The sequence below is a fragment of the Halomonas kalidii genome, from assembly GCF_030010475.1.
GTDB classification, from domain to species: Bacteria; Pseudomonadota; Gammaproteobacteria; order Pseudomonadales; family Halomonadaceae; genus Halomonas; species Halomonas heilongjiangensis.
Genome location: NZ_JASCQN010000029.1, coordinates 52932 through 78944 on the forward strand (window position 1 = coordinate 52932; position 26013 = coordinate 78944).

The 26013-nt window shown below is 67.3% G+C and carries 24 protein-coding genes and 1 CRISPR repeat array (1 of these 25 cut by a window edge); of the genes, 15 read left to right on the forward strand and 9 right to left on the reverse strand.

Annotated elements, in window-relative coordinates:
* A CRISPR array of direct repeats spans positions 1-1900; the repeat unit is 33 nt; unit sequence GTTTCTATCCGCACGGCCCGGGCGGGCCGCGAC; it begins 1055 nt to the left of the window's first position.
* Positions 1901-2089: 189 nt separating this feature from the next.
* The 7 genes from cas2 to QLQ85_RS07525 form a co-directional block, all read right to left on the reverse strand.
* Positions 2090-2380, reverse strand: a complete 291-nt coding sequence (cas2, locus tag QLQ85_RS07495) for a CRISPR-associated endonuclease Cas2 (protein ID WP_253452289.1) — start codon at positions 2378-2380, stop codon at positions 2090-2092.
* Positions 2381-2404: 24 nt separating this feature from the next.
* Positions 2405-3445, reverse strand: coding sequence for a type I-C CRISPR-associated endonuclease Cas1c (gene cas1c, locus QLQ85_RS07500; protein WP_282738419.1), 1041 nt, complete (start codon positions 3443-3445; stop codon positions 2405-2407).
* Positions 3446-3450: 5 nt separating this feature from the next.
* Positions 3451-4089: a CRISPR-associated protein Cas4 gene (gene cas4, locus QLQ85_RS07505; protein ID WP_282738420.1), complete on the reverse strand. Its 639-nt coding sequence runs from the start codon at positions 4087-4089 to the stop codon at positions 3451-3453.
* 9 nt (positions 4090-4098) lie between these two features.
* A complete protein-coding gene (cas7c, locus tag QLQ85_RS07510) occupies positions 4099-4968 on the reverse strand; it encodes a type I-C CRISPR-associated protein Cas7/Csd2 (RefSeq protein WP_282738421.1) in 870 nt (289 codons plus the stop codon).
* Positions 4965-6764 (reverse strand): type I-C CRISPR-associated protein Cas8c/Csd1, encoded by a 1800-nt coding sequence (gene cas8c, locus QLQ85_RS07515; protein ID WP_282738422.1) that lies wholly within the window; start codon positions 6762-6764, stop codon positions 4965-4967. Before cas8c ends, cas7c begins: the two co-directional genes overlap by 4 nt.
* Positions 6761-7429 (reverse strand): type I-C CRISPR-associated protein Cas5c, encoded by a 669-nt coding sequence (gene cas5c, locus QLQ85_RS07520; protein ID WP_282738423.1) that lies wholly within the window; start codon positions 7427-7429, stop codon positions 6761-6763. The genes cas8c and cas5c overlap by 4 nt, the downstream gene beginning before the upstream one ends.
* A gap of 351 nt (positions 7430-7780) precedes the next feature.
* Entirely contained in the window at positions 7781-10006 is a 2226-nt protein-coding gene (locus tag QLQ85_RS07525) for a CRISPR-associated endonuclease Cas3'' (RefSeq protein ID WP_282738424.1), read from the reverse strand.
* 148 nt (positions 10007-10154) lie between these two features.
* Here QLQ85_RS07525 and QLQ85_RS07530 point away from each other — a divergent pair, with 148 nt between their 5' ends.
* Both QLQ85_RS07530 and QLQ85_RS07535 read left to right on the forward strand, forming a co-directional pair.
* Positions 10155-11024 (forward strand): WYL domain-containing protein, encoded by an 870-nt coding sequence (locus tag QLQ85_RS07530; protein WP_282738425.1) that lies wholly within the window; start codon positions 10155-10157, stop codon positions 11022-11024.
* A 398-nt stretch (positions 11025-11422) separates the two neighbouring features.
* Positions 11423-12424: an aldo/keto reductase gene (locus QLQ85_RS07535; RefSeq protein WP_282738426.1), complete on the forward strand. Its 1002-nt coding sequence runs from the start codon at positions 11423-11425 to the stop codon at positions 12422-12424.
* A gap of 104 nt (positions 12425-12528) precedes the next feature.
* Here the strand turns inward: QLQ85_RS07535 and QLQ85_RS07540 are convergent, their stop codons facing one another.
* Entirely contained in the window at positions 12529-12762 is a 234-nt protein-coding gene (locus tag QLQ85_RS07540) for a hypothetical protein (protein WP_282721042.1), read from the reverse strand.
* Positions 12763-12960: 198 nt separating this feature from the next.
* The gene (locus QLQ85_RS07545; protein ID WP_282721043.1) at positions 12961-13554 is read right to left on the reverse strand and encodes a malonic semialdehyde reductase; all 594 of its coding nucleotides are present in this window, start codon (positions 13552-13554) and stop codon (positions 12961-12963) included.
* A gap of 197 nt (positions 13555-13751) precedes the next feature.
* On the opposite strand from QLQ85_RS07545, the gene QLQ85_RS07550 reads away from it, so the two are divergent.
* From QLQ85_RS07550 to QLQ85_RS07610, 13 genes are all read left to right on the forward strand, one after another.
* Complete coding sequence (locus QLQ85_RS07550) at positions 13752-14417, forward strand: hypothetical protein (RefSeq protein WP_282738427.1); 666 nt, start codon at positions 13752-13754, stop codon at positions 14415-14417.
* Between the two features lie 92 nt (positions 14418-14509).
* Positions 14510-15388, forward strand: coding sequence for a metal ABC transporter permease (locus QLQ85_RS07555; protein WP_282738428.1), 879 nt, complete (start codon positions 14510-14512; stop codon positions 15386-15388).
* A gap of 149 nt (positions 15389-15537) precedes the next feature.
* Positions 15538-15693: a hypothetical protein gene (locus QLQ85_RS07560; protein WP_181422068.1), complete on the forward strand. Its 156-nt coding sequence runs from the start codon at positions 15538-15540 to the stop codon at positions 15691-15693.
* Positions 15693-16430 (forward strand): metal ABC transporter ATP-binding protein, encoded by a 738-nt coding sequence (locus tag QLQ85_RS07565; RefSeq protein ID WP_282738429.1) that lies wholly within the window; start codon positions 15693-15695, stop codon positions 16428-16430. Before QLQ85_RS07560 ends, QLQ85_RS07565 begins: the two co-directional genes overlap by 1 nt.
* Positions 16424-17314 carry a metal ABC transporter permease gene (locus QLQ85_RS07570; protein ID WP_282738430.1) on the forward strand — a complete coding sequence of 297 codons (891 nt, stop codon included), beginning with the start codon at positions 16424-16426 and terminating at the stop codon, positions 17312-17314. Before QLQ85_RS07565 ends, QLQ85_RS07570 begins: the two co-directional genes overlap by 7 nt.
* A gap of 45 nt (positions 17315-17359) precedes the next feature.
* Positions 17360-18481 (forward strand): metal ABC transporter solute-binding protein, Zn/Mn family, encoded by a 1122-nt coding sequence (locus tag QLQ85_RS07575; RefSeq protein WP_282738431.1) that lies wholly within the window; start codon positions 17360-17362, stop codon positions 18479-18481.
* Positions 18482-18571: 90 nt separating this feature from the next.
* Positions 18572-19255 (forward strand): ABC transporter ATP-binding protein, encoded by a 684-nt coding sequence (locus tag QLQ85_RS07580; RefSeq protein ID WP_282738432.1) that lies wholly within the window; start codon positions 18572-18574, stop codon positions 19253-19255.
* Positions 19242-19925 (forward strand): TVP38/TMEM64 family protein, encoded by a 684-nt coding sequence (locus tag QLQ85_RS07585; RefSeq protein WP_282738433.1) that lies wholly within the window; start codon positions 19242-19244, stop codon positions 19923-19925. Before QLQ85_RS07580 ends, QLQ85_RS07585 begins: the two co-directional genes overlap by 14 nt.
* Positions 19926-20069: 144 nt before the next feature.
* Entirely contained in the window at positions 20070-22559 is a 2490-nt protein-coding gene (locus QLQ85_RS07590) for an ABC transporter permease (RefSeq protein ID WP_282738434.1), read from the forward strand.
* The gene (locus QLQ85_RS07595; RefSeq protein ID WP_282738435.1) at positions 22556-23713 is read left to right on the forward strand and encodes a lipocalin-like domain-containing protein; all 1158 of its coding nucleotides are present in this window, start codon (positions 22556-22558) and stop codon (positions 23711-23713) included. The genes QLQ85_RS07590 and QLQ85_RS07595 overlap by 4 nt, the downstream gene beginning before the upstream one ends.
* A 3-nt stretch (positions 23714-23716) precedes the next feature.
* Positions 23717-24628, forward strand: coding sequence for a LysR family transcriptional regulator (locus tag QLQ85_RS07600; RefSeq protein WP_282738436.1), 912 nt, complete (start codon positions 23717-23719; stop codon positions 24626-24628).
* A gap of 150 nt (positions 24629-24778) precedes the next feature.
* Entirely contained in the window at positions 24779-25201 is a 423-nt protein-coding gene (locus QLQ85_RS07605; RefSeq protein WP_282738437.1) for a DoxX family protein, read from the forward strand.
* A gap of 65 nt (positions 25202-25266) precedes the next feature.
* On the forward strand, positions 25267-26004 hold the full coding sequence (locus tag QLQ85_RS07610; RefSeq protein ID WP_282738438.1) for a dioxygenase family protein: 738 nt from the start codon (positions 25267-25269) through the stop codon (positions 26002-26004).
* Positions 26005-26013 lie beyond the last annotated feature (9 nt).

Below are 26013 nucleotides of genomic sequence, written 5' to 3' on the forward strand. Positions count from 1 at the left end.
GTCGCCGGCATCGACCTGAAGCAGCGCGGAGTTTCTATCCGCACGGCCCGGGCGGGCCGCGACAGCCGGATCGTCTCGGTCGCAGGCTCGCTCGGCGTGTTTCTATCCGCACGGCCCGGGCGGGCCGCGACCTCGTCGAGGCTGAGCACGCGGCCCATGTCGTCGGGTTTCTATCCGCACGGCCCGGGCGGGCCGCGACACGAGGGGCCACGCGATGACGACGAGCCCAGTGCAGTTTCTATCCGCACGGCCCGGGCGGGCCGCGACCTTGGCCTCATCCTGGTTGCGGCGCCAGTGCTGGCGTTTCTATCCGCACGGCCCGGGCGGGCCGCGACTGCTGCCCGATGTCGGCCAGGTCGCGGAACATATTGTTTCTATCCGCACGGCCCGGGCGGGCCGCGACGTTCCAGCCGGGGATCGACTCGCCGCTGGTCGACTCGTTTCTATCCGCACGGCCCGGGCGGGCCGCGACCCGGCGATCAGGTGGACGCCGCCGTTGCGGTCGACGTTTCTATCCGCACGGCCCGGGCGGGCCGCGACCTCCAGGGACTGCGCGACCTGTGCGATGCCCACGACGTTTCTATCCGCACGGCCCGGGCGGGCCGCGACTCGGTCGTCGCGCCGCCCTGGTTGAGGGTCAGCAGGTTTCTATCCGCACGGCCCGGGCGGGCCGCGACGCGGGAGATCGCGTCCTCGAGGCCGACGTGCGAGATGGTTTCTATCCGCACGGCCCGGGCGGGCCGCGACATGGGGTTGTCGAGCAGCCGGTGAAGGCCCGGGGCGTTTCTATCCGCACGGCCCGGGCGGGCCGCGACGTGACCGAGCAGTCTGTGAGCGAGTGGAAGACGCTGTTTCTATCCGCACGGCCCGGGCGGGCCGCGACTCCACGTCGCCACCTTGTCGCCATCCGGACACGCGGTTTCTATCCGCACGGCCCGGGCGGGCCGCGACGTCAGTCTGGCCGCTGCTGACAAGCCCAAAGTGGTGTTTCTATCCGCACGGCCCGGGCGGGCCGCGACATGGTCAAATCTCCAGGGGCGTCACGATCGCCGGGTTTCTATCCGCACGGCCCGGGCGGGCCGCGACGACAGCCAGCGGGGCGCACGCGGTACGTTAAATGGGTTTCTATCCGCACGGCCCGGGCGGGCCGCGACGCTGCGCCGGCCGGGCAAGGGGCGCAGCGACGAGGTTTCTATCCGCACGGCCCGGGCGGGCCGCGACAGGCGATGACCTGGCGATTTTCCTTCTGGACAGACTGTTTCTATCCGCACGGCCCGGGCGGGCCGCGACACCAGTCGTTCGCGACCAATGGCGCCACCGCGACGGTTTCTATCCGCACGGCCCGGGCGGGCCGCGACCCGTTATTGACCATGCCGCGAGCCCAATAGATGGGGTTTCTATCCGCACGGCCCGGGCGGGCCGCGACGCGGTCAGTGCTCACACAACACCCCCTACCGAGTAGTTTCTATCCGCACGGCCCGGGCGGGCCGCGACGCGCGGCGGCGCGGATGGCGCCGCCGCCCTCCTCGTTTCTATCCGCACGGCCCGGGCGGGCCGCGACCTTCGGTGAATGCATGCGGCCCGCTCTCCACTGAGTTTCTATCCGCACGGCCCGGGCGGGCCGCGACCTGAGTGTGGGTCTTGCCGCTTCAGCGTGATGTGGTTTCTATCCGCACGGCCCGGGCGGGCCGCGACGACCCCGACCTATCAGCGCTCATCGGCGCGGCGAAGTTTCTATCCGCACGGCCCGGGCGGGCCGCGACTTGAGCTTGCGGATGGCCGCGAGGGTGCTGTCGTTGTTTCTATCCGCACGGCCCGGGCGGGCCGCGACGCAGATCGTTGTCCAGGGCCCCGCCCCTCTCTTGATGTTTCTATCCGCACGGCCCGGGCGGGCCGCGACTGCTTCTTTATAAAGCATTGAAATATTGAATGAAATGCCGTCACCACGGCGATCCATACCAATATCGACGACCACTTCAGCAAGCCAACTGGTCACGGTCAAAAAAGCACAAAAAAATCATATTGTTAAAGAGTCGCGAACCTGCCCGAAAAACACCGGACGCTTAGGGTTCGCAAGACAACAGGAAAATCAGAAAACGAGGGGGCCGTTCATATCCAAGGCGGGCTTGGCGCCGATATGCTCGATACGGTTCTTCCAGTTCCTGCCCAGGAAATAGAAGCGCAGGCTGTCGACCTCATCGTCGATCAGGTCGATCAACCGCTGCCGCAGACGCACCCATTGGTCGGGATCGACCTCAATCTCGAATACCGAGAATTGCACACGCTGCCCGACATCACGGCAGGCCTTCGCGACGCGACGCAGCCGACCCTCACCACCTTCGGAAGAGGTACTGACATCGTAGCTGACCAGAACCATCATCGCCGCGCTCTCCTCATCGACAGATCATTTCCACAGGAAGGGTGGATAGGCATCCAGATCACCGCGCAGATGGCGTGCCAGTAGTTGCGCCTGCAGGATCGGCAACATGCCAATCGGGGCCTTCTCACCGACAAAGGCATGGTTGAGCTCCTCGCGCTTCCGCTCCTGATAGGCAGTCAGCACCGTCTTGCGCGCATCGTCGGTCAGCACCACGCCACCACTTTCGGCAACCGTGAAGTCCTTCTCCCCCAGCTGCCGACGATTGACCAGTGACAGCGCCAACCGGTCCCCCAGTAACGGCCTGAACTCCTCGGCAAGGTCGAGTGCCAGACTGGGCCGCCCGGGTCGATCCCGATGCAGGAACCCCACCGCGGGGTCCAGCCCTACGCTTTCCACCGCCGAACGGCAGTCGTGGGTCAACAGGGTATAGAGAAAGGACAGCAGCGCATTGAGGCGATCACGCGGTGGGCGGCGATTGCGGCCAGTGAAACGGAATGCTTCTCCGTCGTGGCGAACAAGGCTATCGAAAACGCTGAAATAGACCTGCGCGGCTTCACCCTCCAAGCCTCGCAGTCCGTTCGTGGCGGGCTCGCTCAATAGGTCGCGTGCGATTCTGCCCAAGCGAGTACGCGCCCTTTCCACCCCTTCGCGCTCGGACAGGTCCAGCTTGCTACCGTAGTCACGCAGCCCCCTGGCGATCACCGCGCGCTGATTGTGCACCTTGCCGATCAACATACCACGGACGATGGCGGCGCAGCCGGTTGCGTCATCGCTTGTGCGGTACTGTGCGCGCCTCAGCAGCACGTTGCCGGATACCGGCCCCTCGATACGCGCGAGGAACTTACCGTTGGGCGACAAGTGGGTAATGGTGACCCCTTGTTCGGCACAAAAGCCCATCAATGGTGGAGATACCAGCACCCTGCCGAAACACACCAGCGATTCGAGCATATGGATGGGGAGCCGCGCCCGCTCCTTGCCCTCGACATCCATGACCACATTGTCTCCATCCTTCTTGAGCCAGGCACCTTCAGTGGTGATGTAGAGCGTATTGAGCTGGCGGCGCATACGATTCACTCATCCAGAGATTGAATTTGGCGCTCCAGCCAGCGGCCTGCCGAGCGCTGCTTGCCCATTACTTGCGGTTGGCAGGCATCGACCAACGAGCAGTGGTCACAGCGTTTGGGCTCATAGATGGCTGGAGGTGTACGGTTGTTATCGAAGAGCGCGCGAGTCTCGGCGATGACGCGCAGGGTCAGTGCCCGCAACTCATCGTCGAACGCGACACTCTTTCGCCGCCGCGTCTTGCCATAGTAGAGCGCGCCGTACTCAACCCTGACGTTTAGCATGTCCTCCAGGCACAGCGCCTGGGCACAGAGCTGCACTTCATCGGCGCGATGGGCGTTGGGCCGACCACGCTTGTACTCGATGGGCCGAACCACTGCAGGCTCCCGGGATTCATCGAACTCGACCACATCGGCAACCCCGGTCAATCCCAGCGCCTCACTGGCCAGCGGAAGCGCCATGGCGGTATGAATGCCTCGCCGACGCTCATGCCCCAGATGATCAGCACGCTCATGGAGGATGCGCCCTTCCGCCGTATAGCGGTTTTCCGCCCACTGCTGCTCTAGGTGGATCAACGCACACTGGCGCGGACAGAACAGCATGTGCTGCAGCGCCGAGAGAGGGATCGGGCGAACGTCATCCTCCATCTCATTCGCCTACAGCTGCTCGACGACGCTGACCCCAGCCGGCAAGGCCTCGGCATCGATTGAGACGCGATAGTCGCTGTAGTGACGAGCCGGCGTATTCTCCTCGCCTTCGACACGCTTGACGATAACGCTATCAAAAAGCTGGTGCGCCGGGGCGTTACCCATCGAGTGGTCATGCTTGAAGACGATCAGCTTGCGTGCCGACATCTCGCCCCGGGCAGCGGAGCGGTCATGCTCGAACATATTAACCAGCGCACGCCACAACAGCTCGAGATCGTCTTCCGAGAAGCCGGTACGCTCGGCGAGCTTGGCCGATATGTAGCCATGCGCGCGATAGAGGCCATAGGGGATGATGTGCTTGCGGCCCATGGTGCGCTCCTTCTCGAGGTCGCGCTCATTGGTGACCGCCATGCGGGTGATCGAGACCTCCATCGGCACTACCGGGTCGATAGAGCTGGCAAAGGCCATCTGCACCGGGCCACGCACCTGGCCGGAGTTGACCTCGGTGGTCATCACCGCACCGAAGGTGCGTACGTCGAAGAAGTTCCGGCACATCCATTCGGTCAGCGCACGAGCCTTTTCCACCTCCTTAGGCAGCTTCTTCGGCTCGGGCTTGATATCGAGCGCATCATAGGCCTTCTTGTGTTGGTTGTTGAGCACCGACTTCTCCTGCATATAGATGGCATAGCCGGCGTCTTCTTCCTTCTCCAGGGCAACGTAGTTGCGGATCTTCCGCTTGAGGCAGACATCGGTCACTAGGCCCTGGTTGGTCTCCGGATCGAGCCTTGGCAGGTTGCCGGCATCCGGATCACCATTGGGATTGCCATTGGTGACGTCAAACAGCAGCACAAATTCGTAGCGGTTCGTGATGGCACTCATTCTGACTCTCCCTGCTCGTCTTCTGCATTTTTAGCGGCGCTGTCTTTCTTGGCAAAGCGGGCTTGAGACTGATGGTAATAACCAATCGCAAAACGCCCCTGCTCTTCAATGCGCAAGCTCCTGGGGAACCTGTCGCCCAAACCGTCGATGATGGTGCCTATCTCGCCTTCGATCTTGTGCGCCAGCCCTCCCTTGTCCTTCTTGCGCATGTTCGACAAATGATGCTGAACATTACGCAACAGCATGGGGAAGACGCTGGCCGGCGTTGCCGAGGCAGCGCCGTAATATCGATCACGAATGGTGGCATTCACCTCGTTACCGAGCGCGCCGCGCTGAGCGCTTTCCAACTCGGCGAATAGCCTGCCCAGCAAGTAGCCGGGGTGGGTGGAATGAGGATCGAGACTCACGGGCACCTCCTGAGTGGTTGAGTTCGAATGCACCGCGAGGCGACCCTCGCGCGCGAGCACAGCCTTGCAGAGTGCGACTCGAATGCCGCTGATCTTGCCGTCATTGCGAAATCGCATGACGATATTGTTGAGAAGTGAGCGTGGGTAACGAGAGCCGGTAAGAATGGAGCGCATCAACTCTCCGGCTAGTTGAGGAAGAACGTCCTCAGCTTTTGGCCTGTCGCCATGAATGGGTGCCGTCTGCAGTGCAAGCCGCCACGCTCCCGGCGTCATACCTTTCCAAGGAGAAGGCTCTAGCGACATGTCTTGGTGGTGGTGGGCATAGTGCTGCGCCAGGTGCTCCAAACTATCGACATGCCAGAAGCGCACCGATAGGCGCGCCGCGTTGGGCGCCAATCCCAGCACGAAGAACTGGGTATCCGCTTCCAGCATGGGATCCAGTTCTGCCAAAAGGCGCCCCTCGGCGACCTGCTTCAGTAGGGTACCTAGCTTGGTGGCCTCCTGCTCGTCGCTGGGCGGTTCGTTGAGCATGGCAAAAAAGCCTTCGGCGGCCTCGGCATGCGCCGTGTCCCTGGCCTTGGCCCAGAACACCACCGTAGCATCGCCGATCTGCAGGCGCTGACGATTGTCGGCATCACCTCGAAGCAAATGATTCAGCGCCGTCGAATAGCCGAAGATGGCCGCCTTGGAGATCGAGGCGTTTTGATTCTTGCTGTAGCCGTAAGACTCATAGGCATCACTGTTGAACGAAACGAGCGATGCGCCAGACGACTGTGCATCCCTGACTCCCCGAATTGCGGGATGGTCGGTGCCCAACGGGGCGATCTCGCCGGTGATCAAGCACTGACCCGATACCCCTTCGCCACTTTCCAGCGCGGCGCCCCATAGCCGGCGCGCCTCCCTGTTTTCATGCAGGTACTGCCGCTGGCTATCGAGCCGGAATATGACATTGGTATCCAATACCTCTTCACTGTATCCGGGGAGTTCGGCGAGTTGCTCCGGCTTCCATTGATCGAGCAATCTCAGAAAGGCAACCAGATCGGGATCATCGTTCTCGCCGAACAGCGCCAGCTGGCGCGCCTTGAACGCCGCATGCTCATCGGCCAGGCGCTTGCCTTCTCCGGCAGAGACACCAAGGGCATAGGCAGTCTTGTCCCACAGCGGATAGGCGTGGATGCCCGAGGTGCGCCGCTTGTCCACAGGCATCTGACAAGGTCTCGGCCGTGGTTTCTTGCCGGTAGTGTCGCGCAGATCACCGATCTGTAACGGCTTTCCATCCTGGGAAAACACCAAGCAGAAGCTGACTTTCTCACTGCTGAAGCCTGGCAGCGGCACCTTCTCTTCTTCCGCCAGCCGCTGGTAGTAGTCATTGAGAGCCGTAAGGATCATGCCAGCGCCTCCTCGAAAGGCGGCACTTCGATCACGCCATCCAGCATACTGGCGCGAAAGAAACGCGGCGCCTTGCCATTGGCGAAGTCGATATCGTGCAGCATGTAGCCAAGGTCACGCTCACCGCTCAAGAGGTCATCAATGGCTGGCATAGCAGCATCGGCTTCGATCAGGGTAAAGCTAGCGGGAAACTCCCGTGTGCCCAGACACGGCATATGGAAGCACTGCCCCTGCCGGGCGCGGCGGTTGAAGATATCCAGATGCTTGCCGGGCGTATCGCTTTTGTCGGCACGCGAGGTGAACTCGAAGTGAGCCTCGATCACATAACCGACATCACGCAGGATCGTGGCAGCGCGCTGCTGACGGTTCTGGTCGACGAAGTAGGCCACATCGTCGACGCGCCCTGACTTCATCGCCTTGGTGACGATGGAAGCGGGCACCTTGCCCGCGACTTCGTTACGGCGCAGCGACTCGAAACGGATTGGCTTCAGCACATGGATGCGATCCACACACCAGCGAATCGCCGGTTTCCAGTGGATTGCCTCCAGGATGCCTCGTGCCGCAGACGGTGTGATCACATCGTAGGAGACGCGTTCGACCTTCATCTCGGGCCGTGTAAAGCAGGCCCGCTCCCCCCAGATATGCAGACGAACCCCATATGCCATCGTTGCGTCCTTTGGTAGAGATCCGCGCCCCGACAGGTCGGGGCGACAACAGTAAGTACAACTGATAGGTTTCTATCCACTCCCTCACATGAGCCAGCCCAACCAGATAGGTAGCGCTGCTACTGCCAGGGAGACCAAAAGCCAAATCCTTCTAGTGGGCGCTTCAAGCCTAATAACCGCTGCCCCCCACTCCATGGCCAGCAAGACTCGTCCTCTGCGAATACTACACAGCAGGATGAACTCTCTTGGGTCTCCCTGATGGTCGGGGGGCATGGCCTGCTCTCAGCTCAGTGTGGCTGTCCACAAGACTAGTCCCCTACTTGGCAAACATCCACTTCCTATCAGTTGTCCTTACAAAATCAAATTCTCCGTCTTCATATACGTGGGCTCGCTCCAGTTCAGCCCTAACCGCTCGTCATAGAGATCCTCGGTGACCAGCACCATAAATTGGTCGCCGAACTTGTCGGGCTCAATGGCCGCGATGGCTCCCACCCGCTCCAGCGCGACGAAGCCCTGCTGCGGCACTTGCACCGTATAGGGCTGCAGCTTGCGGGCGATACCCCCTACCCCCTCGGCATACGCTAGCTCCCTCAACGCATCCCGAACCTTGTCATCGAAAGGGATGATCACGGCACGCTGGTTGTTCTCGATCATGCGAAACTTCTGCTCAAGGATTTCGAAAGGAAGGCCTTCAAGACGGCCATCCTCGACCAACTTCAATAGGTCGTGCCGATCCAGCCGCTGCGGCCCCTGCTGCCAGTACAGCAGCCGAAAATAGGCCTCTATCGCCGCCAACGACAGGGGGTCGTCTCGGTGGTGCCTGAGCACTTCGACGGTGGCCTGGGCGAATTGCTTGAGCTCAGGCGGCGGAGCCCATTCGTCGTTGGCAGTGGCGAAGATGGCGACCTCGCTGTCCGACGTACTGCGCCTGCCCTCACGGTTACAGCGCCCGGCCGCCTGGGCGATGGAATCCAGTCCCGCCTCGGCGCGCAATACGCGCGGGAAGTCGACATCGACACCAGCTTCTATTAGAGATGTCGAAATTACTCGGCAGAACTGGCCATCTCCGAGGGCTAAACGTATCTCGGCCAGTACTTGGCGACGATGTACGGCGCACATCGAAGTGGTGAGGTGATAGGCACCGGGCCGATCCGCTATCGATTTGAACAGCGACCGCGCATGATGACGGTTGTTGACGATGCACAGCACCTGATCGGTCGCGAGCAGTTCATCGCGCAGCGCCTCATCGTCCAGCGGACCGATATGGCGCACGCTTACGCGTTCCAACTGGCGGTAGAGGCATTCGGGTTCCGGTGCCAGTTCCCTGAGATTACGCAAGCCACCGACGAAACTACGCTCGGAATCGTCGGTTTCTGCCAACGCCGGCTGGGTCGCCGTGCACAGCACGATGCTGGTTCGATAGTTCAACGCCAGTTCGTCCAGTGCCGCCACGCTGGGCCGCAGTAGCGGTAAGGGCATGGTCTGTGCCTCGTCGAGAATTACCACGCTACTTGCGATGTTGTGTAGCTTTCGGCAGCGCGAGGTTTTGGCGGCAAACAGGCTTTCGAAGAACTGTACCGCCGTGGTAACGATGATCGGCGCATCCCAGTTCTCGCTATCGCGGCGCAGCTTGTCGATGCTATGGCGGTCGCGATGATCGCCAGCATCGAAAGCGCTATGGTGCTCCAGTACCGCCGCCTTGCCGTGCTTCCCCAGGGCATCGCGAAACACCGCGGCGTTCTGCTCGACGATACTCGTAAACGGAATCACGTAGATCACCCGATCCATGCCGTGAGCGATGGCATGATCGAGAGCGAAAGCCAACGAGGTCAGCGTCTTGCCCCCACCGGTCGGCACTGTCAGCGAGAACCTGCCAGGCGGCAGCTCGGCTTGAGCGCGCACATGGGAGAGGATCTCACCACGCAGGCGATTGACGTCGCGGTCTGCCTTGAAGGTGGCCAGGTGCTGATTCAGAGCATCACGCAGCACGTCCAACGGCGGCCCGCCACCACGCGCGTGGGGCACGCCTTTCTCATGCACGGCATAGAAGGCCTCGGTATCGACAAAATCGGCATCGACCAGGCAGGAAAACACCATTCTCGCCAGGAAGGCATACTGAAAGTAGCCTCTGTCGCGACGCATCTGGAAGTGTGGTGGGGGCTCCAGCTCGCCGGGTAGGCCTATCTCCTGCTGCCATACCGGATCGAGCGTGGGCAGGTCCGCCTCCAGGCGCAGCTCCAGTGGTGTGCGCTCGCCGACATCGCGTCCATTGGCGAGCCCCGCATGGTGACCGGCGATCAGGTAGGCCAACAGGTGGCCAACCTGAGGATACGTCTCGATGGCGATATGCGCGCCGGCTGTGGAGTGATCCACTCGCTCCGGCGAACCCTCCAAGCGTCGCTGAAAGGGAAGGGTGTACTTGCCAACATCGTGGAGCAGTCCTGCAGCCTCACCCCAAGCGGGGGCTCCAAAACGGCTTGCTCGCTCAATGGCCAAACGTGCGACAGCCTTGAGATGATTTTCAAGGGACTGCCAGTCTGATTTATCTGGGTTGGAAGATGAGTGTGCGTAATGCATGCAACCCTGCCTTAGTCAGATAAAACTCAGTCCCTCCAGCTAAGCACCCCTAATCCCACTTCGCCACTCCTGATGATATGACCACCTTACTCTTCAACCCTGTCCTGATCCGGGTCATGATCAGTCGATGCTCATGGAAGGAGTCCTCATGCAAGAGAACACCTCTCTCCCCTGGGACACCCTGGCCCGCTACCGGCTGATCGAGATCCTGGCACTGTGGGAGGGGCGGGTGACGTCTTCGCATATCGGCCAGGCGTTCGGCATCGGGCGCCAGCAGGCGCAGAAGGTGCTCAAGCGCTATCGGGAACTGGTGCCCGCGAACCTGGTGTATGACGAGTCGCGCAAGGGATTCCTGCCCGCCGAGCACTTCTCGCCACACGTCACCCTCGGCCGGGTCGAAGAGTACCTACATCTGCTGGGGTCGGGTCAGGGGTTGGACTCGCCCTTCGCCGGTCTAGGGCTGGGGGCTGCGGATACCGAGTCGTTGCCCCTGCCCAGCCGCCAGGTGTCACCGGAAGTGGTACGCGAACTGGTCAAGGCATCGCGCCAGGGGCTGAGGCTGGAGGTGACCTATGCGTCGTTTTCCAGCCCGGCGGGGGAGGAGCGCATCATCGTGCCACATACCCTGGTGTTCGCTGCCGGGCGCTGGCATGTGCGTGCCTTCTGTGAGAAGCACCTTGCCTATCGGGACTTCGTGTTGAGCCGCTTCCGGGGAGTACCGGAGCCCTGTGGAGAGATGCTGGGGGCTCATGGCGGCCAGCATGACGAGAAGTGGCACACCCAGGTGGCCGTCAGGCTGATCCCCGACCGGCGGTTGCCCGATGCCGAGCGTGAGCTCCTCGCCATGGACTACGGCATGACGGAGGGTGAGCTGCTGCTGTATTGCCGAGGTCCGCTGGTGCTCTACGCCCTGCGGGAACTCGGGGTGAACCCGCATCACAGCGAACCCGACCCGCGCGCCCAGCAGATCGAGATCGCCAACCGCGAGGCGCTGGCCAGCTGGATCCGCTGGGATTGACCCCGGGGCCTTTTTACAAGTTTCTTGACGATAGCGGCACGTTCGCCGAACAAAAACGCCGCGGCCCGCCCCTAAGGGGTCAGACCCCAGCCGAGTTGCCGGCGTGTCATCGTGCACGAGGCGAGTGGATTCGCCGCCGCCGGGGTCTGACCCCCTAGGGCCTCCCAGCGCCGGCGGCCCACCGCCAGAACACTCTCGAGATACTGATTTTCCAGTAAGGCTCCTGGGGATTCCTCCGAGCCTGCCCCAGGACCTCCCGGCGCTGGCGGCCCGGCCGGATCGCCCGGTCGGTGAGAGTCTCCACCTTGCGATCCCCTGCCCCGCCTCGGCATGATGAGGCGCTACCGCCACCGGCCCTGCCGGTGCGCCTTTTCCGTGCCCCCTGACCAGGAGTCTCCATGTCGACCGTCTTCGCTCGCCTGAAGGAAGTGGCCTCGCCCAGCATCGGCCTGGGCTGCATGAACCTCTCCCATGCCTACGGCAGCCCGGTGTCCAAGCCCGAGGCGCTGCGCGCCCTGGATCAGGCGTTCGACATGGGCTATCGCCACTTCGATACCGCGACCCTGTACGGAAAGACGGCCAACGAGCGGCTGGTGGGCAAGGCCCTCGCGGGCAGGCGGAACCAGGTGCTGCTGGCCAGCAAGTGCGGCATGGCCTTCGATCCCGAGCTCGGCCGGAAGGTGATCGACGGGCGCCCCGAGACGCTGCGCCGGCAGTGCGAGGCGAGCCTTGCGCGCCTGGGCACCGACCACCTGGACCTCTACTACCTGCACCGCCTGGATCGCCGGGTGCCCATCGAGGAGAGCGTCGGGGCGCTGGGGCGCCTGGTGGAGGAGGGCAAGATCCGCGCGGTCGGGCTCTCCGAGGTCTCCGCGGCCACCCTGCGCCGCGCCCGGGCCGAGCACCCCATCGCCGCGGTGCAGTCCGAGTACTCGTTGTGGACCCGCAACCCCGAGATCGCGCTGATCGCGGCGTGCCGCGAGGCGGACACGGCGCTGGTGGCCTTCAGCCCCCTGGGGCGCGGCTTCCTGACGGGCACCATCACCGAGGTGGAGAGCCTGGAAGCGAAGGACATTCGCCGGAACATGCCGCGCTTCAGCGCCGAGAACCTGCCCCGCAACCTGCGCCAACTGGAGGCGGTGCGGGCGGTGGCCGCGGAGCTGGAGGTGACCCCCGCGCAGCTGGCGCTGGCCTGGCTCAGGGCGCAGGGGAACGACGTCATCCCGATCCCCGGCTCCCGCTCCGTGGCGCATATGCGCGAGAACCTGGCCGCCGAGGAGCTGAGCCTGGAGGCCGCCACCGTCACCCGCTTGAACGCCATGATGACGCCGGACCAGGTGGCGGGCGAGCGATACAGCGAGGCCCTGCAGAAGGAAATCGATACCGAGGAATTTGCCTAGGCCTTTGCCTGGCCCGAAACCAGCGCCCCCGCCTGCGGGCGGGGGCGTGCTGGTCGTCACCGAGAGTGCGGCAGTGCCGCGTCGGGCGGGAATCCGGCCCTGCTTCAGTTGTGGTCGACCAGCCCGGTCTCACCGGCCATTTCGGCACAGTGGGCGCAGCAAAAGATCGTGTCGTCGTGCTGCACCCCGTGCCCGACCACCCGGCAGCCGCACTGCACACAGGTCGGCGCCAGCTTGTGGATGGCGCATTCGAAGGAGTCGAAATCGAAGCTCTCACCGTCCTTGCTGACCGTGAAAGTGTTGTCGTATTGATTACCGCAAGTGGCACAGGTACCCATCACACACCTCCTGTCTTCGGCAAGTGAACCTGCACTCAAGCCCCGCCACCGCGACTTCCCACGCCGCGGCCTCCCCTGGCTCACCCTCAAGCCTAGTGGACAACCGGCGCGGCCGCGATCACTCCTCGACGGCGCGCGTGCCGGCACCCCACGGGCCCCGTTCATCGAGAGCGCCGGGAACCCCCAGGGGCCGCTCCCTCACAGCACCTCCGCCACCTCCTCGAAGGCCAGCCGCGGCGCCCGGGGGCGGGTCGCCTGCGGGTCGGCGACGCCCAGGTTGACCAGGAAGTTGCTCCGGTAGCGGCCGTCGGGGAAGAACTCCTCGTCGACCATGGCGTTGTCGAAGCCGCTCATGGGGCCGGCGTCCAGGCCCAGGGAGCGGGCGGCGAGGATCAGGTAGCCGCCCTGCAGGGTGGCGTTGCGCAGGGCGGTTTCACGCGCCTTGTCGGGGTTGGCGGCGAAGCGCTCGCAGGCATTGGGCGAGTGGGGGTACTGCGTCGGCAGGTGCTCGTAGAAGCGGGTGTCGGTGGCCACGATCACGGTGGCGGCGGCCCGGACGCTCTTGTCGCGGTTGCCCTCGGAAAGCGCCGGGACCAGCCGCGACTTGGCCTCGAGGCTGGTGACGAAGACATAGCGCGCCGGCTGGCAGTTCATCGAGGTGGGGCCCCACTTCAGCAGGTCGTAGAGCCGCCGCCAGGTGGCCGGGTCGACGGGCTCGTCGAGAAAGTCGTGGGCGGTGTGCGCCTCTCGAAAGAGGGTATCGAGGGCAAGGTCGTCGAGAGACGGGCGCATGGGGTCCTCCTCGTGGCTGCGCCCCTCGACTCTACGACATCCGCCGGTGAGCGGTCACTTCCGCGCCCGGCGGTGTCGGCTCGCGAGCCAAGCGATGAAGGGGCTCTCGCCGTCGGCGAACCGGTGACGGCCACGCCGCCCGGACGGCCCGCCGGTGCTACGCTTGGAAGGCCCACCCCTGCCCATCGGAGACCACCATGCCATCGACTCGCCTGCTTGCCTGCCTGCTGGCCCTGCTGCTGACCGGGCTTGCCGCCCCGACCCTGGCCCAGACGCCCGGGCAGGAGTTGCAAGCCTACGAGGACGCCCTGGCCCGGGGCGAGCGCCACGCCAACCTCTGGCAGGCGGGCTGGACCGGGGTCTATGCCACCAGCCTGGCGGTGAACGCCTGGCAGGCCAGCGAGGCGAGCGACCGCGACGACCGCTACGACGCCCGGGTGGGGGTGGTGAAGTCCGCCCTGGCGCTGGGCGGCATGTTCCTGGATCGTCAGCCGCACCCCCGGGCCCATCGCGAGCTGCGTGACGGTGGGGGCGATATCGAGAGCGCCCGCCGGCTGCTCGAGGCCGTGGCCGAGGAGGAGCGCCAGCGGCGCAGCCTGGAGGCCCGCCTCGGCTCGCTGGCGGTAAACGCCGCGGCGGGGCTACTGATCGCCGTGGGCGATGGCCGCGAGCGCGACGGGGCGATCAACTTCGCCACCGGCATGCTGGTCAGCGAGCTGCAACTGCAGACCCAGCCGCGCCAGGCCACGTCGGCGGTGAACCGCTTCCAGCCGGCGCGGGTGTCGATCGGCGATATCCATCTCGAGGGCGAATACGCCTTCCTGGTGGGACCCAACCAGCTGGGGGTGGCGCTGCGCTACTGAGCCAGCCGCCGCGGCTCGAGTCGCCAGGCATTGGAAGCATCCGCACAAATGTTATGATATAACATACCTAACATCGTCTTCCGGATGCTCCGATGCTCGATACCCTGCTGTGGTGGTTCACCTCGCCGCTGGACTATGCCTTCATGCGGCGCGCCCTGGCCGCCTGCATCACCCTGTCGCTGACCGCGCCGGTCATCGGCGTGCTGCTGATCCTGCGCGGCCTGAGCCTGATGGGCGAGGCGCTGTCGCATGCCATCCTGCCCGGCGTGGCCGTGAGCTTCCTGCTGGCGGGCTTCTCGCTGCCGCTGATGATGCTCGGCGGACTCGCCGCCGGTCTGGCCACGGTCGCCGTGGCCGGCAGCATCTCCACCATCAGCGGGCTGCGGGAGGACGCCGCCATGGCCAGCCTGTTCCTGGTCGCCATGGCGGCCGGGGTGATGGTGATGTCCCTGTCGGGGTCGCCGCTGGACCTCGGCCACGTGCTGTTCGGCTCGATCCTCGCCGTCGACACGCCCACCCTGCTGCTGGTGGGAGTGGCGAGCAGCGTGGTGCTGGCCACCGTGGCGGTCGCCTTCCGGGCCCTGGTGGTGGAGTGCCTCGATCCCACCTTCCTCACCCTGCAGGGCCGGCACGCCGGGTGGTTTCATGCCCTGTTCATGGCGCTGGTCGTCGCCAGCCTGGTGATCGGCTTCCAGACCCTGGGCACCCTGATGGCCGCCGGGCTGATGCTGCTGCCCGCCGCCGTGGCCCGCTACTGGAGCCAGCGGCTCGAGGGCATGATCGCCATCGCTGTGGGCGTCGCGCTGGCGGCCAGTGTGGTCGGCCTGCTGGCGTCCTATCACCTGGGCTTGCCCAGCGGGCCCAGCATCATCCTGCTCGCCGGTGCGGGCTACCTGGTCTCGCTGCTGGCCGCCCCCCGCGGGATACTGGGGCGGCGGCTTGCTCGACCGCGACACCGAGCTGCGACATGAGCCCGCGGGGCGGTGCCATTTCTCCCCGGATGCGGGATACTGCCGTCCCGGGCGGCCATCTGCCCGGGAAAATGATCGCCGTGAGGCTGTGCTCGCGTCGCGCATTTGTTATGTTATATCTTATTCCTGATACCCGGAGGAGCCGTGTCATGGCACACCGCTCACACACCCACCGGCATCGCCCGGAGGGGCCCTGTCATTTCTCGCTGATGTCGCTGTCCGCCACGCGCCGGCTGCTGCTGGCGACGATACCGCTCGCCCTGCTGTGGCTGACGGTATCCTGGGCGGCGGGGTGGTGGTCCTGATGTCCCGGGCAGCATCGACCCGACTGCGCCTGCACGACCTGCAGCTCGCCCAGGGCAACCGCACCGTGCTCGAGCATGTGGAGGGCAGCTTCCGCGACGGCGCCATCACTGCACTGATCGGTGCCAACGGCACCGGCAAGAGCACCCTGATCCAGGGCATCATGGGCATGCTCAAGCCGATCACCGGCCGTGTCGAGTGCTCGGTGCCCAAGGAGCGGCGCGCCTGGCTGCCCCAGCAGCTGGCCCTGGACCTCAGCTTCCCGATGAGCGTGGAAGAGCTGGTGATGACCGGCAGCTGGCCCAGCCACGGGGCGCTGACGGGCTACTGCGCCTCGCACTATCGTCGCGGCCGCGAGATCATGGCGCGCCTGGGCATCTCCCACCTGGCCCACCGCCCGCTGGGCGAGCTGTCCGGTGGCCAGCGCCAGCGGGCGCTGATCGGCCGCACCCTGATGCAGGAAGCCGAGCTGCTGCTGCTCGACGAGCCCTTCGCCAACGTCGATGCCGAAACCGTCGACGTGCTGATGACCGTGCTGCGCGACATGGCCCGGGCCGGCGCCACCATCATCGTGGTGCTGCACGACATGGAGCAGCTCTCCCGGCTGGCCGACGAGGTCGTGGTGCTCGCCGGCGGCCATGTGCAGTGGTCGTCCCCCGACGCCATCCTCAAGACCCAGGCGCCGTTCCCGGCGGCCGCCTCGCTGTCGATCGCGATTCCGGGGGTCGGCACATGCTAGCGCTGCTCCAGGAGTGGCTGATCGCCCCCTTCGACTACGGCTTCATGCGTCGCGCCCTGGTCGCCGGCCTGGCCCTCTCCCTGGCCGCCCCGCCCATGGGCGTGTTCCTGGTGCTGCGCGGCATGAGCCTGATCGGCGATGCCATGGCCCACGCCATCCTCCCCGGGGTGGCGCTGGGGTTCCTGGTCGCCGGCTTCTCGCTGCCGATCATGAGCCTCGGCGGCGTGCTCTCCGGGCTGCTGGTGGCGGTGCTGGCGGGCAGCGTGTCGCAGATGACCGGCCAGCGCGAGGACGCCGCCATGGCCAGCTTCTTTTTGATCTCGCTGGCCGCCGGGGTGATGCTGGTCTCGTTGGGCGGCAGCAGCGTCGACCTCACCCATGTGCTGTTCGGCTCGATCCTCGCCGTGAACAGCACCGCGCTGGTCCTGATCGCCGCCATCAGCAGCCTGATCGTGGTGATCCTCGCGGGCATCTTCCGCGCCCTGGTGGTGGAGTGCCTCGACCCGCTGTTCCTGCGCGGCCAGGGGGTCCACGGCGGCCTGGTCCACGGCATCTTCCTCGGCCTGGTGGTGCTCAACCTCACCGCCGGCTTCCAGACCCTGGGCACGCTGATGGCCGTGGGCCTGATGATGCTGCCGGCCACCGCCGCACGTTTCTGGAGCAAGCGCCTGGAGGGGCTGATCGGCGTCGCCATCGGCATCGCCATGGTCGCCAGCAGCGGCGGCCTGCTGCTCTCCTACCACCTCGGCATCCCCTCCGGCCCGGCGATCATCCTGCTGGCCGGCATCGGCTACATGCTCTCCGCCCTGTTCGGGCGATACCACAGCCTGCTGGCGCGCCAGCGCCGGCAGGCCGCACCGCTGGGCGCCCCCGAACCCCACTGACCAGCGTGACCGACCCCCACTGACATCATTCCAAGGAGCCCTTGCATGTTGCGTTCCCTCAGACCCTCCGCCCTGGTGATAGGCGCGTCCGCCATGCTGGCACTGCCGGCCGCCTTCGCGGCCGAACGCCCCCAGGTGATCGCCAGCTTCAGCATCCTCGCCGACATGGTCGAGAATGTCGGCGGTGAGCACGTCGACGTCATGTCGCTGGTCGACCCCGACAGCGATACCCACGTCTACTCACCGAGCCCCGGCGACGCCAGGGCCCTGGCCGACGCCGACCTGGTGGTGTTCAACGGCCTGCGCTTCGAGGGGTGGATGGAGCGACTGATCGACTCAAGCGACTATGCCGGGCCGCGGGTGGTCGCCAGCGAGGGCGTCGACGAGCTGGGCTACCCTGGCCACGCGCCTGATCAGGCCCACGGCCATGACGACACTCCCGATGAGCATGGCCATGACGATCACGGCCATGACCACGATGATGACGACCACGGGCATGACGAGCATGGGGACGAGGGCCATGACGATCACGCCCAGGATGATCACGACCACGGCGACCGGGATCCCCACGCCTGGCAGGACCTGGCCATGGCCCAGGTCTACGTGGTCAATATCCGCGACGGCCTGATCGAGGCCGACCCGGCCAACGAGATCGCCTACAACGAGAACGCCGAACGCTACCTCAACGAGATCGAGGCCACCGAGGAAGAGATCCGCGAGTTGCTCACCGAGATTCCCGACTCCACCAGCGTGATCACCGGCCACGACTCCTTCGGCTACTTCTCCAATGCCTACGGCCTGCGCTTCCTCTCGCCGGTGGGGCTCTCCTCCGAGGCCGAGCCCAGCGCCGCCGACATGGCACGGCTGATCGACGTGATCCGCGAGCAGAACGTCCAGGCGCTGTTCCACGAGAACATGACCAGCCCGGCGATCATCAATCAGCTCGCCGAGGAGACCGGCCTGCCCATCGCCGGCACCCTCTACGCCGACGCCCTGGCCGCCGAGGGCGAAGCGAGCACCTATCTGGGCATGATGCGCCACAACGCCAAGACCCTGCATGACGCCCTGGCCGAGCCGGGCCACGACGATGACGGCGATGACGATCACGGCCACGATCACGACGATGGTCACGGCCACGACGAGGACAACCACGGCCATAGCCACTGATCCTCGTCCCCGACGACGGTTTCCGGCGCCACCTTCGGGTGGCGCCTTTTTTGTGGGACCATCGAAGCCTGAACACGATGGGAGCCCCTCATGCTCGAGTTCCGCCAGGTCCACAAGGCCTACGCCACGCCCCAGGGGCCGTTGACGGTGCTGGATGGCATCGACCTGACGCTGGACGCCGGGGCGAGCCTGGCGCTGATGGGCGAGTCGGGCAGCGGCAAGTCGACCCTGCTGCACCTGGCCGCGGGGCTCGACCTGCCCGATGCCGGCGAGGTGCGCCTCGCCGGCCGCGCGCTCTCGACGCTTGCCGAGCCCGCCCGGGCCCGGCTGCGCCGCGAGGCCCTGGGCCTGGTGTTCCAGCAGTTCCATCTGGTGCCGAGCCTGAACGTCGCCGACAACCTGCGCCTGCAGGCGCGCCTGGCCGGCCGCGAAGAGGCCGCCTGGTCGGCCGAGCTGGTCGCGCGCCTGGGGTTGGCCGGGCTGGAGAAGCGCTACCCGGAGCAGCTCTCCGGCGGCCAGCAGCAACGCCTGGCCATCGGCCGCGCCCTCGCCCCGCGCCCCGCCCTGCTGCTCGCCGACGAACCCACCGGCAACCTCGACGAGACCACCGCGGACGAGGTGCTCGCGCTGCTGCTCGCCCTGGTGCATGACGCCGGCAGCGCGCTGCTGGTGGTGACCCATAGCCCCCGGGTGGCGGCGCCGCTAGACCGTTGTCTGCGCTTGTCCCATGGCCGGGTAGATGACGCCTCGAGCGAGCGACATGACCCGGCGTGACTGGCTGTTTCGTTCGGGCGTGCTCATCGCTGCGGCGCTGAGCACGATCCTGGTCTGGCTGGTGCTGGGGCAGCTGGGCATGCCCGACTCCCTGTCGCCCGACGCCCTGTCGCGGTGGTTGAACGGCCGCGGCGCGCTGGGGCCGCTGCTGCTGGTGGCCCTCATGGTGCTGACGGTGGTGGTCGGCCCCCTGCCCACGCTGCCGGTCACAGCCGCCTCGGGGCTGGCATTCGGCATCATTCCCGGGGTCATGCTCTCGGTGACCGGCGCCCTGAGCGGGGCACTGATCGCCTTCTTCCTCGCCCGGCTACTGGGGCGTGACCTGTTGCGCGAGCGGTTCCGGGACAATCCGCTGTTCGGTACGCACGGCTCGCAGCGGCTGCTCTTCGTCACGGTGCTGCTCACCCGCCTGATTCCCATCTTTTCCTTCGCCCTGATCAGTTACGCCGCCGGCGTGACCGCCATCCGGGCATGGCGTTTCGCCCTGGCCTCGGTCATCGGCATGCTGCCGATGACCGTGGTATTCGCCAGTCTCGGCCATGCGTTCGAGCTCCATCCCCTGCTCAGCACCACGGCGGCCGTCACGATCCTCACCGTCATGGCCCTGCTGCCCTGGTACCTGAGGCGCCACCGCCGATCGCGACTGGCCAGGTGGCTGCATCTCGACTAGTCCTCTGCGGGCTCGCCGGTCGGCGGGAGGTGGCAGGGCGTCGAGAGCGCGCGGCGCCTGCCACTCCCCGCCTCGCCGCTTCTGTGAGACGATGCCGGCACAAGGGGCCACTGGGCCCCGGTCGAACCTCACCCTCGTGCCCCCATGCTCACCACCCTGGCCACCCTGCTCTCGCACTATCGCCGCCACCCCGGCCAGTTGGCCATGCTGCTGCTGGGGCTATGGGTGGCCAGCGCCCTGTGGAGCAGCGTGCAGGCGATCAATGCCTCGGCCCGCGACAGCTACGCCCGCGCCGAGGCGCTGTTCTCCACCGGGATGGACCGTCTCGAGCGCCGCGACGGCGCCCCGCTGACCCGCGACGACTTCCTGGCCCTGCGCCGGGCCGGGCTGCCGGTGTCGCCGCTGCTCGAGGGCGAGCTGGAGGCCGCCGACGGCACCCGGCTGACGGTGATCGGCATCGACCCGCTGACCCTGCCCGGCGACAGCGCCTTCGCCGCGGCGGGCAGTCCCGGTGAACTGACGGATTTTCTCACCCCGCCGTGGCAGACCCGCCTGGCCCCGGACACCCTGCCGGCCCTGGGCGTTGCGGCCCGCGACGCCGCAGGCGCCACCCCCGTCCTCGACGGCCGGCGGCTGCCGCCCCTGGCCCCGGCCCCCGCGCTGCCCCCCGACACCCTGGTGATGGATATCGCCGCCGCCGCAGCCCTGCTCGACACCGGCGAGACGCTCACGCGGCTGGTCACCGCCGCCGACGCCCTGGCCGAGGCGCCGGACGGCCTGGTCCTGTCCCGGGCGACGACCCTGGTTTCGCCGGGCCAGCTCACCGAGAGCTTCCATCTCAACCTCACCGCCATGGCGCTGCTGGCCCTGGTGGTCGGGCTGTTCATCGTCCAGGCGGCGCTCGGCCTGGCCCTGGAGCAGCGCCTGGGCATGTTGCGCACCCTGCGCGCGCTGGGCGTGCCCGGCCGCCGCCTGGTCGGCCTGCTGCTGCTCGAGCTGGTGCTGCTGGGGTTCCTCGGCGCCCTGGCCGGCATCGTCAGCGGCGTCTGGCTGGCCCGGGTTCTGCTGCCGGACGTCGCCGCCACCCTCGACAGCCTCTACGGCGCCGGGGTGGCGGCCGAGCTGCAGCTGCCCTGGCACTACTGGCTCGGCGGGCTGGCGGTGACCCTCGGCGGCCTGCTGCTGGCCGGCAGCGGCGTGCTGTGGCGGGCCGCCCGGCTCGGCGTGCTGGGCCTCGGCCAGGCCCAGGCCTGGCGCACCGGCTACCACCGCCAGCTGCGGCTGATGGCCGCCGCCGGTGCCGCCTGCGCCCTGGCCGGGCTGGCGCTGTGGGCCTGGCTTGTGCGCCAGCCGCCCGGCGAGGGGCTGCTGGCCGGCTTCGGCCTGATGGCCATGCTGCTGCTCGCCAGTGCGCTCTGGCTGCCGCCGCTGCTGGCGCTGGGCCTGGCCGGGCTCGCGCGCCTCGCCCGGCGACGGGCCCTGCTCCAGTGGGGCCTGGCCGACCTGCAGCTGCAGCTGCCGCGCCTGGCGCTGGCGATGATGGCGCTGCTGATCGCGCTCTCCGCCAACCTGGGGGTGAGCAGCATGGTGGGCGGCTTTCGCCTGACCTTCCTCGACTGGCTGGACCAGCGCCTGGTGGCGGACCTCTATCTGCGCCCGCCGGCGGAGCGCTACGACGAGATCCACGCCTGGCTCGCCGACCGGCCGGAGGTCGACGAGCTGCTGGCCACCCGGCGCACCGAGGCCACCCTGCGCGACGCCGGCGGCGACGCCCCCGGGCCCCTGCCGGTCGGCCTCTACGGCATCACCCCGGGCGAGCGGCTCGTGACGAGCTGGCCGCTGCTGGCGACCCGGGAGGGGCGCGAGTCGGCCTGGCAGGCCTTCCGCGAGGGTGGGGCCTTCATCAACGAGCAGCTCGCCATCGCCACCGGGCTGGCGCCGGGCGACCGGATCACCCTCGACGCCACGGGCCGCCGCGAGACGCTGACCGTGGCCGCCATCTACCCCGACTACGGCAACCCCCGCGGCGAGGTGCTGCTGGCCACGCCGCGCCTCGCCGAGCACTACCGGGCGCCGCCGGGCTCGGTGGGCATCGCGCTGCGCGCCGACGCCGACGAGGCCGCCCTGCGCGGCGCCCTCACCGCCCGCTTCGGCGCGGACAGCGACACCCTGCTCGATCAGAGTGAGGTGAAGCGCCTCTCCACCGACATCTTCGAGCGCACCTTCACCATCACCCGGGCGCTGAGCACCCTGACCCTCGCCGTGGCGGCGCTCGCGCTGCTCGCCAGCCTGCTGGCCCAGGCCCGGGAGCGCCGCCGCCAGTTGGCGCCGCTCTGGGCGCTGGGCGTGCCGCGCAGGCGCCTGGTGGGCAGCCAACTCGCCCAGTTGGGTGGCGCGGCGCTGGCCACCGGCCTGCTCGCCGTGCCGCTGGGCATCACCGTCACGGCGGGGCTGGTGAAGGTGATCAACGTGGCCGCCTTCGGCTGGCGCCTGCCGCTGTCGCTGTTTCCCGGCGAGATCCTGCTGACCCTGGCCACCGCCGTGGCGGTGGCGCTGCTGGCCACCGTGCTGCCGGCCCTGGCGCTGTGGCGCATCCCGCCCCGCGCCCTGCTGGCCGAGGAGGAGGCCACATGACGCTCAGGGACATGCTGCCGGGCCTGCTGGTCGTGCTGGCGCTCGTCGGCTGCGGGGGCGAGCCGCCGCCCGGCGAGACGCCCGGTTTCGCCGGGCTCGGCGAGGCAAGCGAAGGCTTCGTGCCGGCGAGCCCCGGGATGACGCTGCGCTTCCCCGAGGATCATGGCCCCCACCCCGCCACCCGCATCGAGTGGTGGTACCTCACCGCCAACCTGAAGGACGAGGCCGGCGAGCCGCTGGGGCTGCAGTGGACACTGTTCCGCCAGGCCCTGGCTCCCCCGCCAGAGGCGCCGCCGGAAGAGCGTCCCGCGCCCGCCCCCTGGGCCACCGACCAGCTGTGGATGGCGCATATGGCGGTCTCCCGGGGCGCCACCCACCGGGTCGCCGAGCGCTTCGCTCGCAGCCACTCCCGGCAGGCCGATGGCCAGGCCGGCGTCCGGGCCCAGCCCTTTGCCGCCTGGCTCGACGACTGGCGGCTCGAGAGCCGGGTGGACGATCCCGACGCCGATACCTTCGAACGGCTAACCCTGGTCGCCCACCAGGATGACGCGCACGGCGGCTTCGGCTACCGGCTCGAGCTCACCGCCGAGGGGCCGCTGGTGCTGCACGGCGAGGCCGGGTTCAGCCAGAAGACCGCCGACGGCCAGGGCTCGATGTACTACAGCCAACCCTTCTGGCGCATCGAGGGGGAGGTGATGCTCGACGGCGAGACCCGCGCGGTCAGCGGCCGCGGCTGGCTCGACCGGGAGTGGAGCAGCCAGCTGCTCGAGCCCGAGCAGAGTGGCTGGGACTGGGTAGCACTGCATCTCGACAGCGGCCACAAGCTGATGGCCTACCGGCTGCGGGGCGGTGGCGAGGCCGGCGGCGACTTCCTGTTCGGCAATGTGATCGCACCCGACGGCGCTGCCACCCCGGTCGCTCAGGGAGGACTGCGCCTGACGCCACTGAGCACCAGCCTCGTCGCCGGCCGCGAGCTGCCCACCCGCTGGCGGCTCGAGCTGCCGGCCCAGGGGCTCGACCTGGTGGTCGAGGCGCGCCACAGCGAACGCTGGATGGCCACCTCGGTGCCCTACTGGGAGGGCGAGGTGACGGTCAGCGACCATGACAGCGACGAGGCCCTGGGCGAGGGCTATCTGGAGATGACGGGGTACTGACCGATGAACCTGCTGGATGCCATGACCGCCTTCGTTCGGGTCGCCGAGCTGGGCAGCTATACCCGCGCCGCCGAGGCGCTGGACCTGTCGCGCACCCGCGTGTCGCGCCAGGTGATGGATCTGGAGGAGCACCTGGGGGTGCGCCTGCTGCAGCGCACGACGCGTCGCCTCCACCTCACCGAGGCCGGCGAGCGCTACCTGGCCCGGGCCCTGGGCATCCTGCAGGCGCTGGAGGAGGCCGAGGCCGAGGTCGGGCGCGGTGCCAGCGAGATCCGCGGCCGGCTGCGGGTCAACGGCCCGATGAGCTTCGGCACTCGCTACCTGGCCCCGCTGGTGGCCCGCTTCATGGTGGAACACCCGGCCCTCGAGGTGCGCCTCGACCTCAACGACCGCCGGGTCGACCTGCTCGAGGAGGGCTACGACCTGGCGATCCGCATCGGCAGCCTGCCCGACTCCAGCCTGGTGGCCCGCCGCCTGACCCGCTGCCGCCTGCTGCTGTGCGCCTCGCCCGGCTACCTGGCCGAGCATGGCGAGCCGCGCGACCTGGCGGAGCTGGAGCGTCACCGCTGCCTGCGCTACCGCTCCGGCCACAGTGGCACCGACTGGCAGTTCGGCGGCAGCGACCTCAGCGTGCGGGGCCCGCTGGAGAGCAACAACGGCGACGTGCTGACCCAGGCCGCCGAGCTGGGGCTCGGTATCGTCCAGCAGCCGAGCTTCCTGGTCACCGAGAGCGTCCGCAGCGGCCGCCTGGTGCCGATCCTGTCCCATGAACCCCCGGTGACCCTGGACATCCACGGGCTCTACCCCGCCCGCCGCCACCTCCCGGCCAAGGTCGAGCACTTCCTGGAGCTGCTGGCCGAGGCCTGGGGGGAGCCACCCCATTGGGAACGGGAACTGGGGTTGGGGCTGGAATAAGGGGAGCAGCGGCGGTAGCCGGCGCCAGCGACTGCCCCATAAATCGCAACAGTCATTTGCGAATCACGCAGATTATCTCCGTGCAGGTGTCGAGTAGAGTGACAACCATCAACGGCACACAACACAACATTCCTGACGGAGATCATCACCATGACGACCCAAACTGCCGCCCTGACCCGGGCCAACGACCTGCAGCCCCACGCCATCGCCCTGCTGCGCATCGCGCTCGGCGTCATGACCCTGGCCCATGGCCTGATGAAGGTCTTCCTCTTCACCGTTCCCGGCACCGTGGGCTACTTCGAGTCCCTGGGGCTGCCCGGCTTTCTCGCCCACCTGACCATCCTCGCCGAGGTGGGCGGCGGCCTGGCGCTGATCCTCGGCCTCTACACCCGCTGGATCAGCCTGGCGCTGGTGCCGGTGCTGCTCGGCGCCGCCTGGGTCCACCTGGGCAACGGCTGGGTGTTCTCCAACGAAGGCGGCGGCTGGGAGTTCCCGGTGTTCTGGGCCATCGCCCTTCTGGTGCAAGCCGGCCTCGGCAGCGGTAGCCTGACCCTGAGCCGCCGCTTCGCCTGAGCCACTCGAGTCACCCTGCGCCTGCCCATCCTGGGCAGGCGTACCCCGTTCACAGGAGTCTCCCCATGTTACCCAGCCTGTTTATCTCCCACGGCTCCCCCATGCTGGCGCTGACGCCGGGGCCGGCCAACGACTTCCTGCGCGAGCAGGGCAAGCACTACCGCCCCTCGGCCATCGTGGTGGTCTCGGCCCACTGGGAGAGCCGCCAGCTGCTGGTGAGCACCAGCGCCCACCCCGAGACCATCCACGACTTCGGCGGCTTTCCGCGGGAGCTCTACGAGTGCCAGTACCCCGCCCCCGGCGAGCCGGAGCTGGCCAGGCGCCTGGCCCGGGAGCTCAACGCCGTGCCGGTGGCGCGCGGTCTCGACCACGGCGCCTGGGTGCCGCTGTCGCTGATGTTCCCCGAGGCGAACATCCCGGTGGTGTCGCTGTCGCTGCCCACCACCTGGTCCAATGCCGAGCTGGTCGAACTGGGCGAGAAGCTCGCCGCGCTGCGCGAGGAGAACGTGCTGGTGATCGGTTCAGGCAGCCTGACCCATAACCTGAGCGAGATGCAGGTGCAGGGCACGCCGATGCCGCCCTGGGTCGGCGAGTTCATCGACTGGGTGCACGAGAAGCTGACCACCGCCGACCGCGATGCCCTGCTCGCCTGGGAGCAGGCCCCCCACGCCCGCGAGAACCACCCCACCCCCGAGCACTTCCAGCCGCTGCTGGTGGCGCTGGGCGCCGGCGGCCCGGCACAGCGCCTGCACCACAGCATCGAGCACGGCGTGCTGGCCATGGATGTCTACGCCTTCGCCTGACCCCATGGC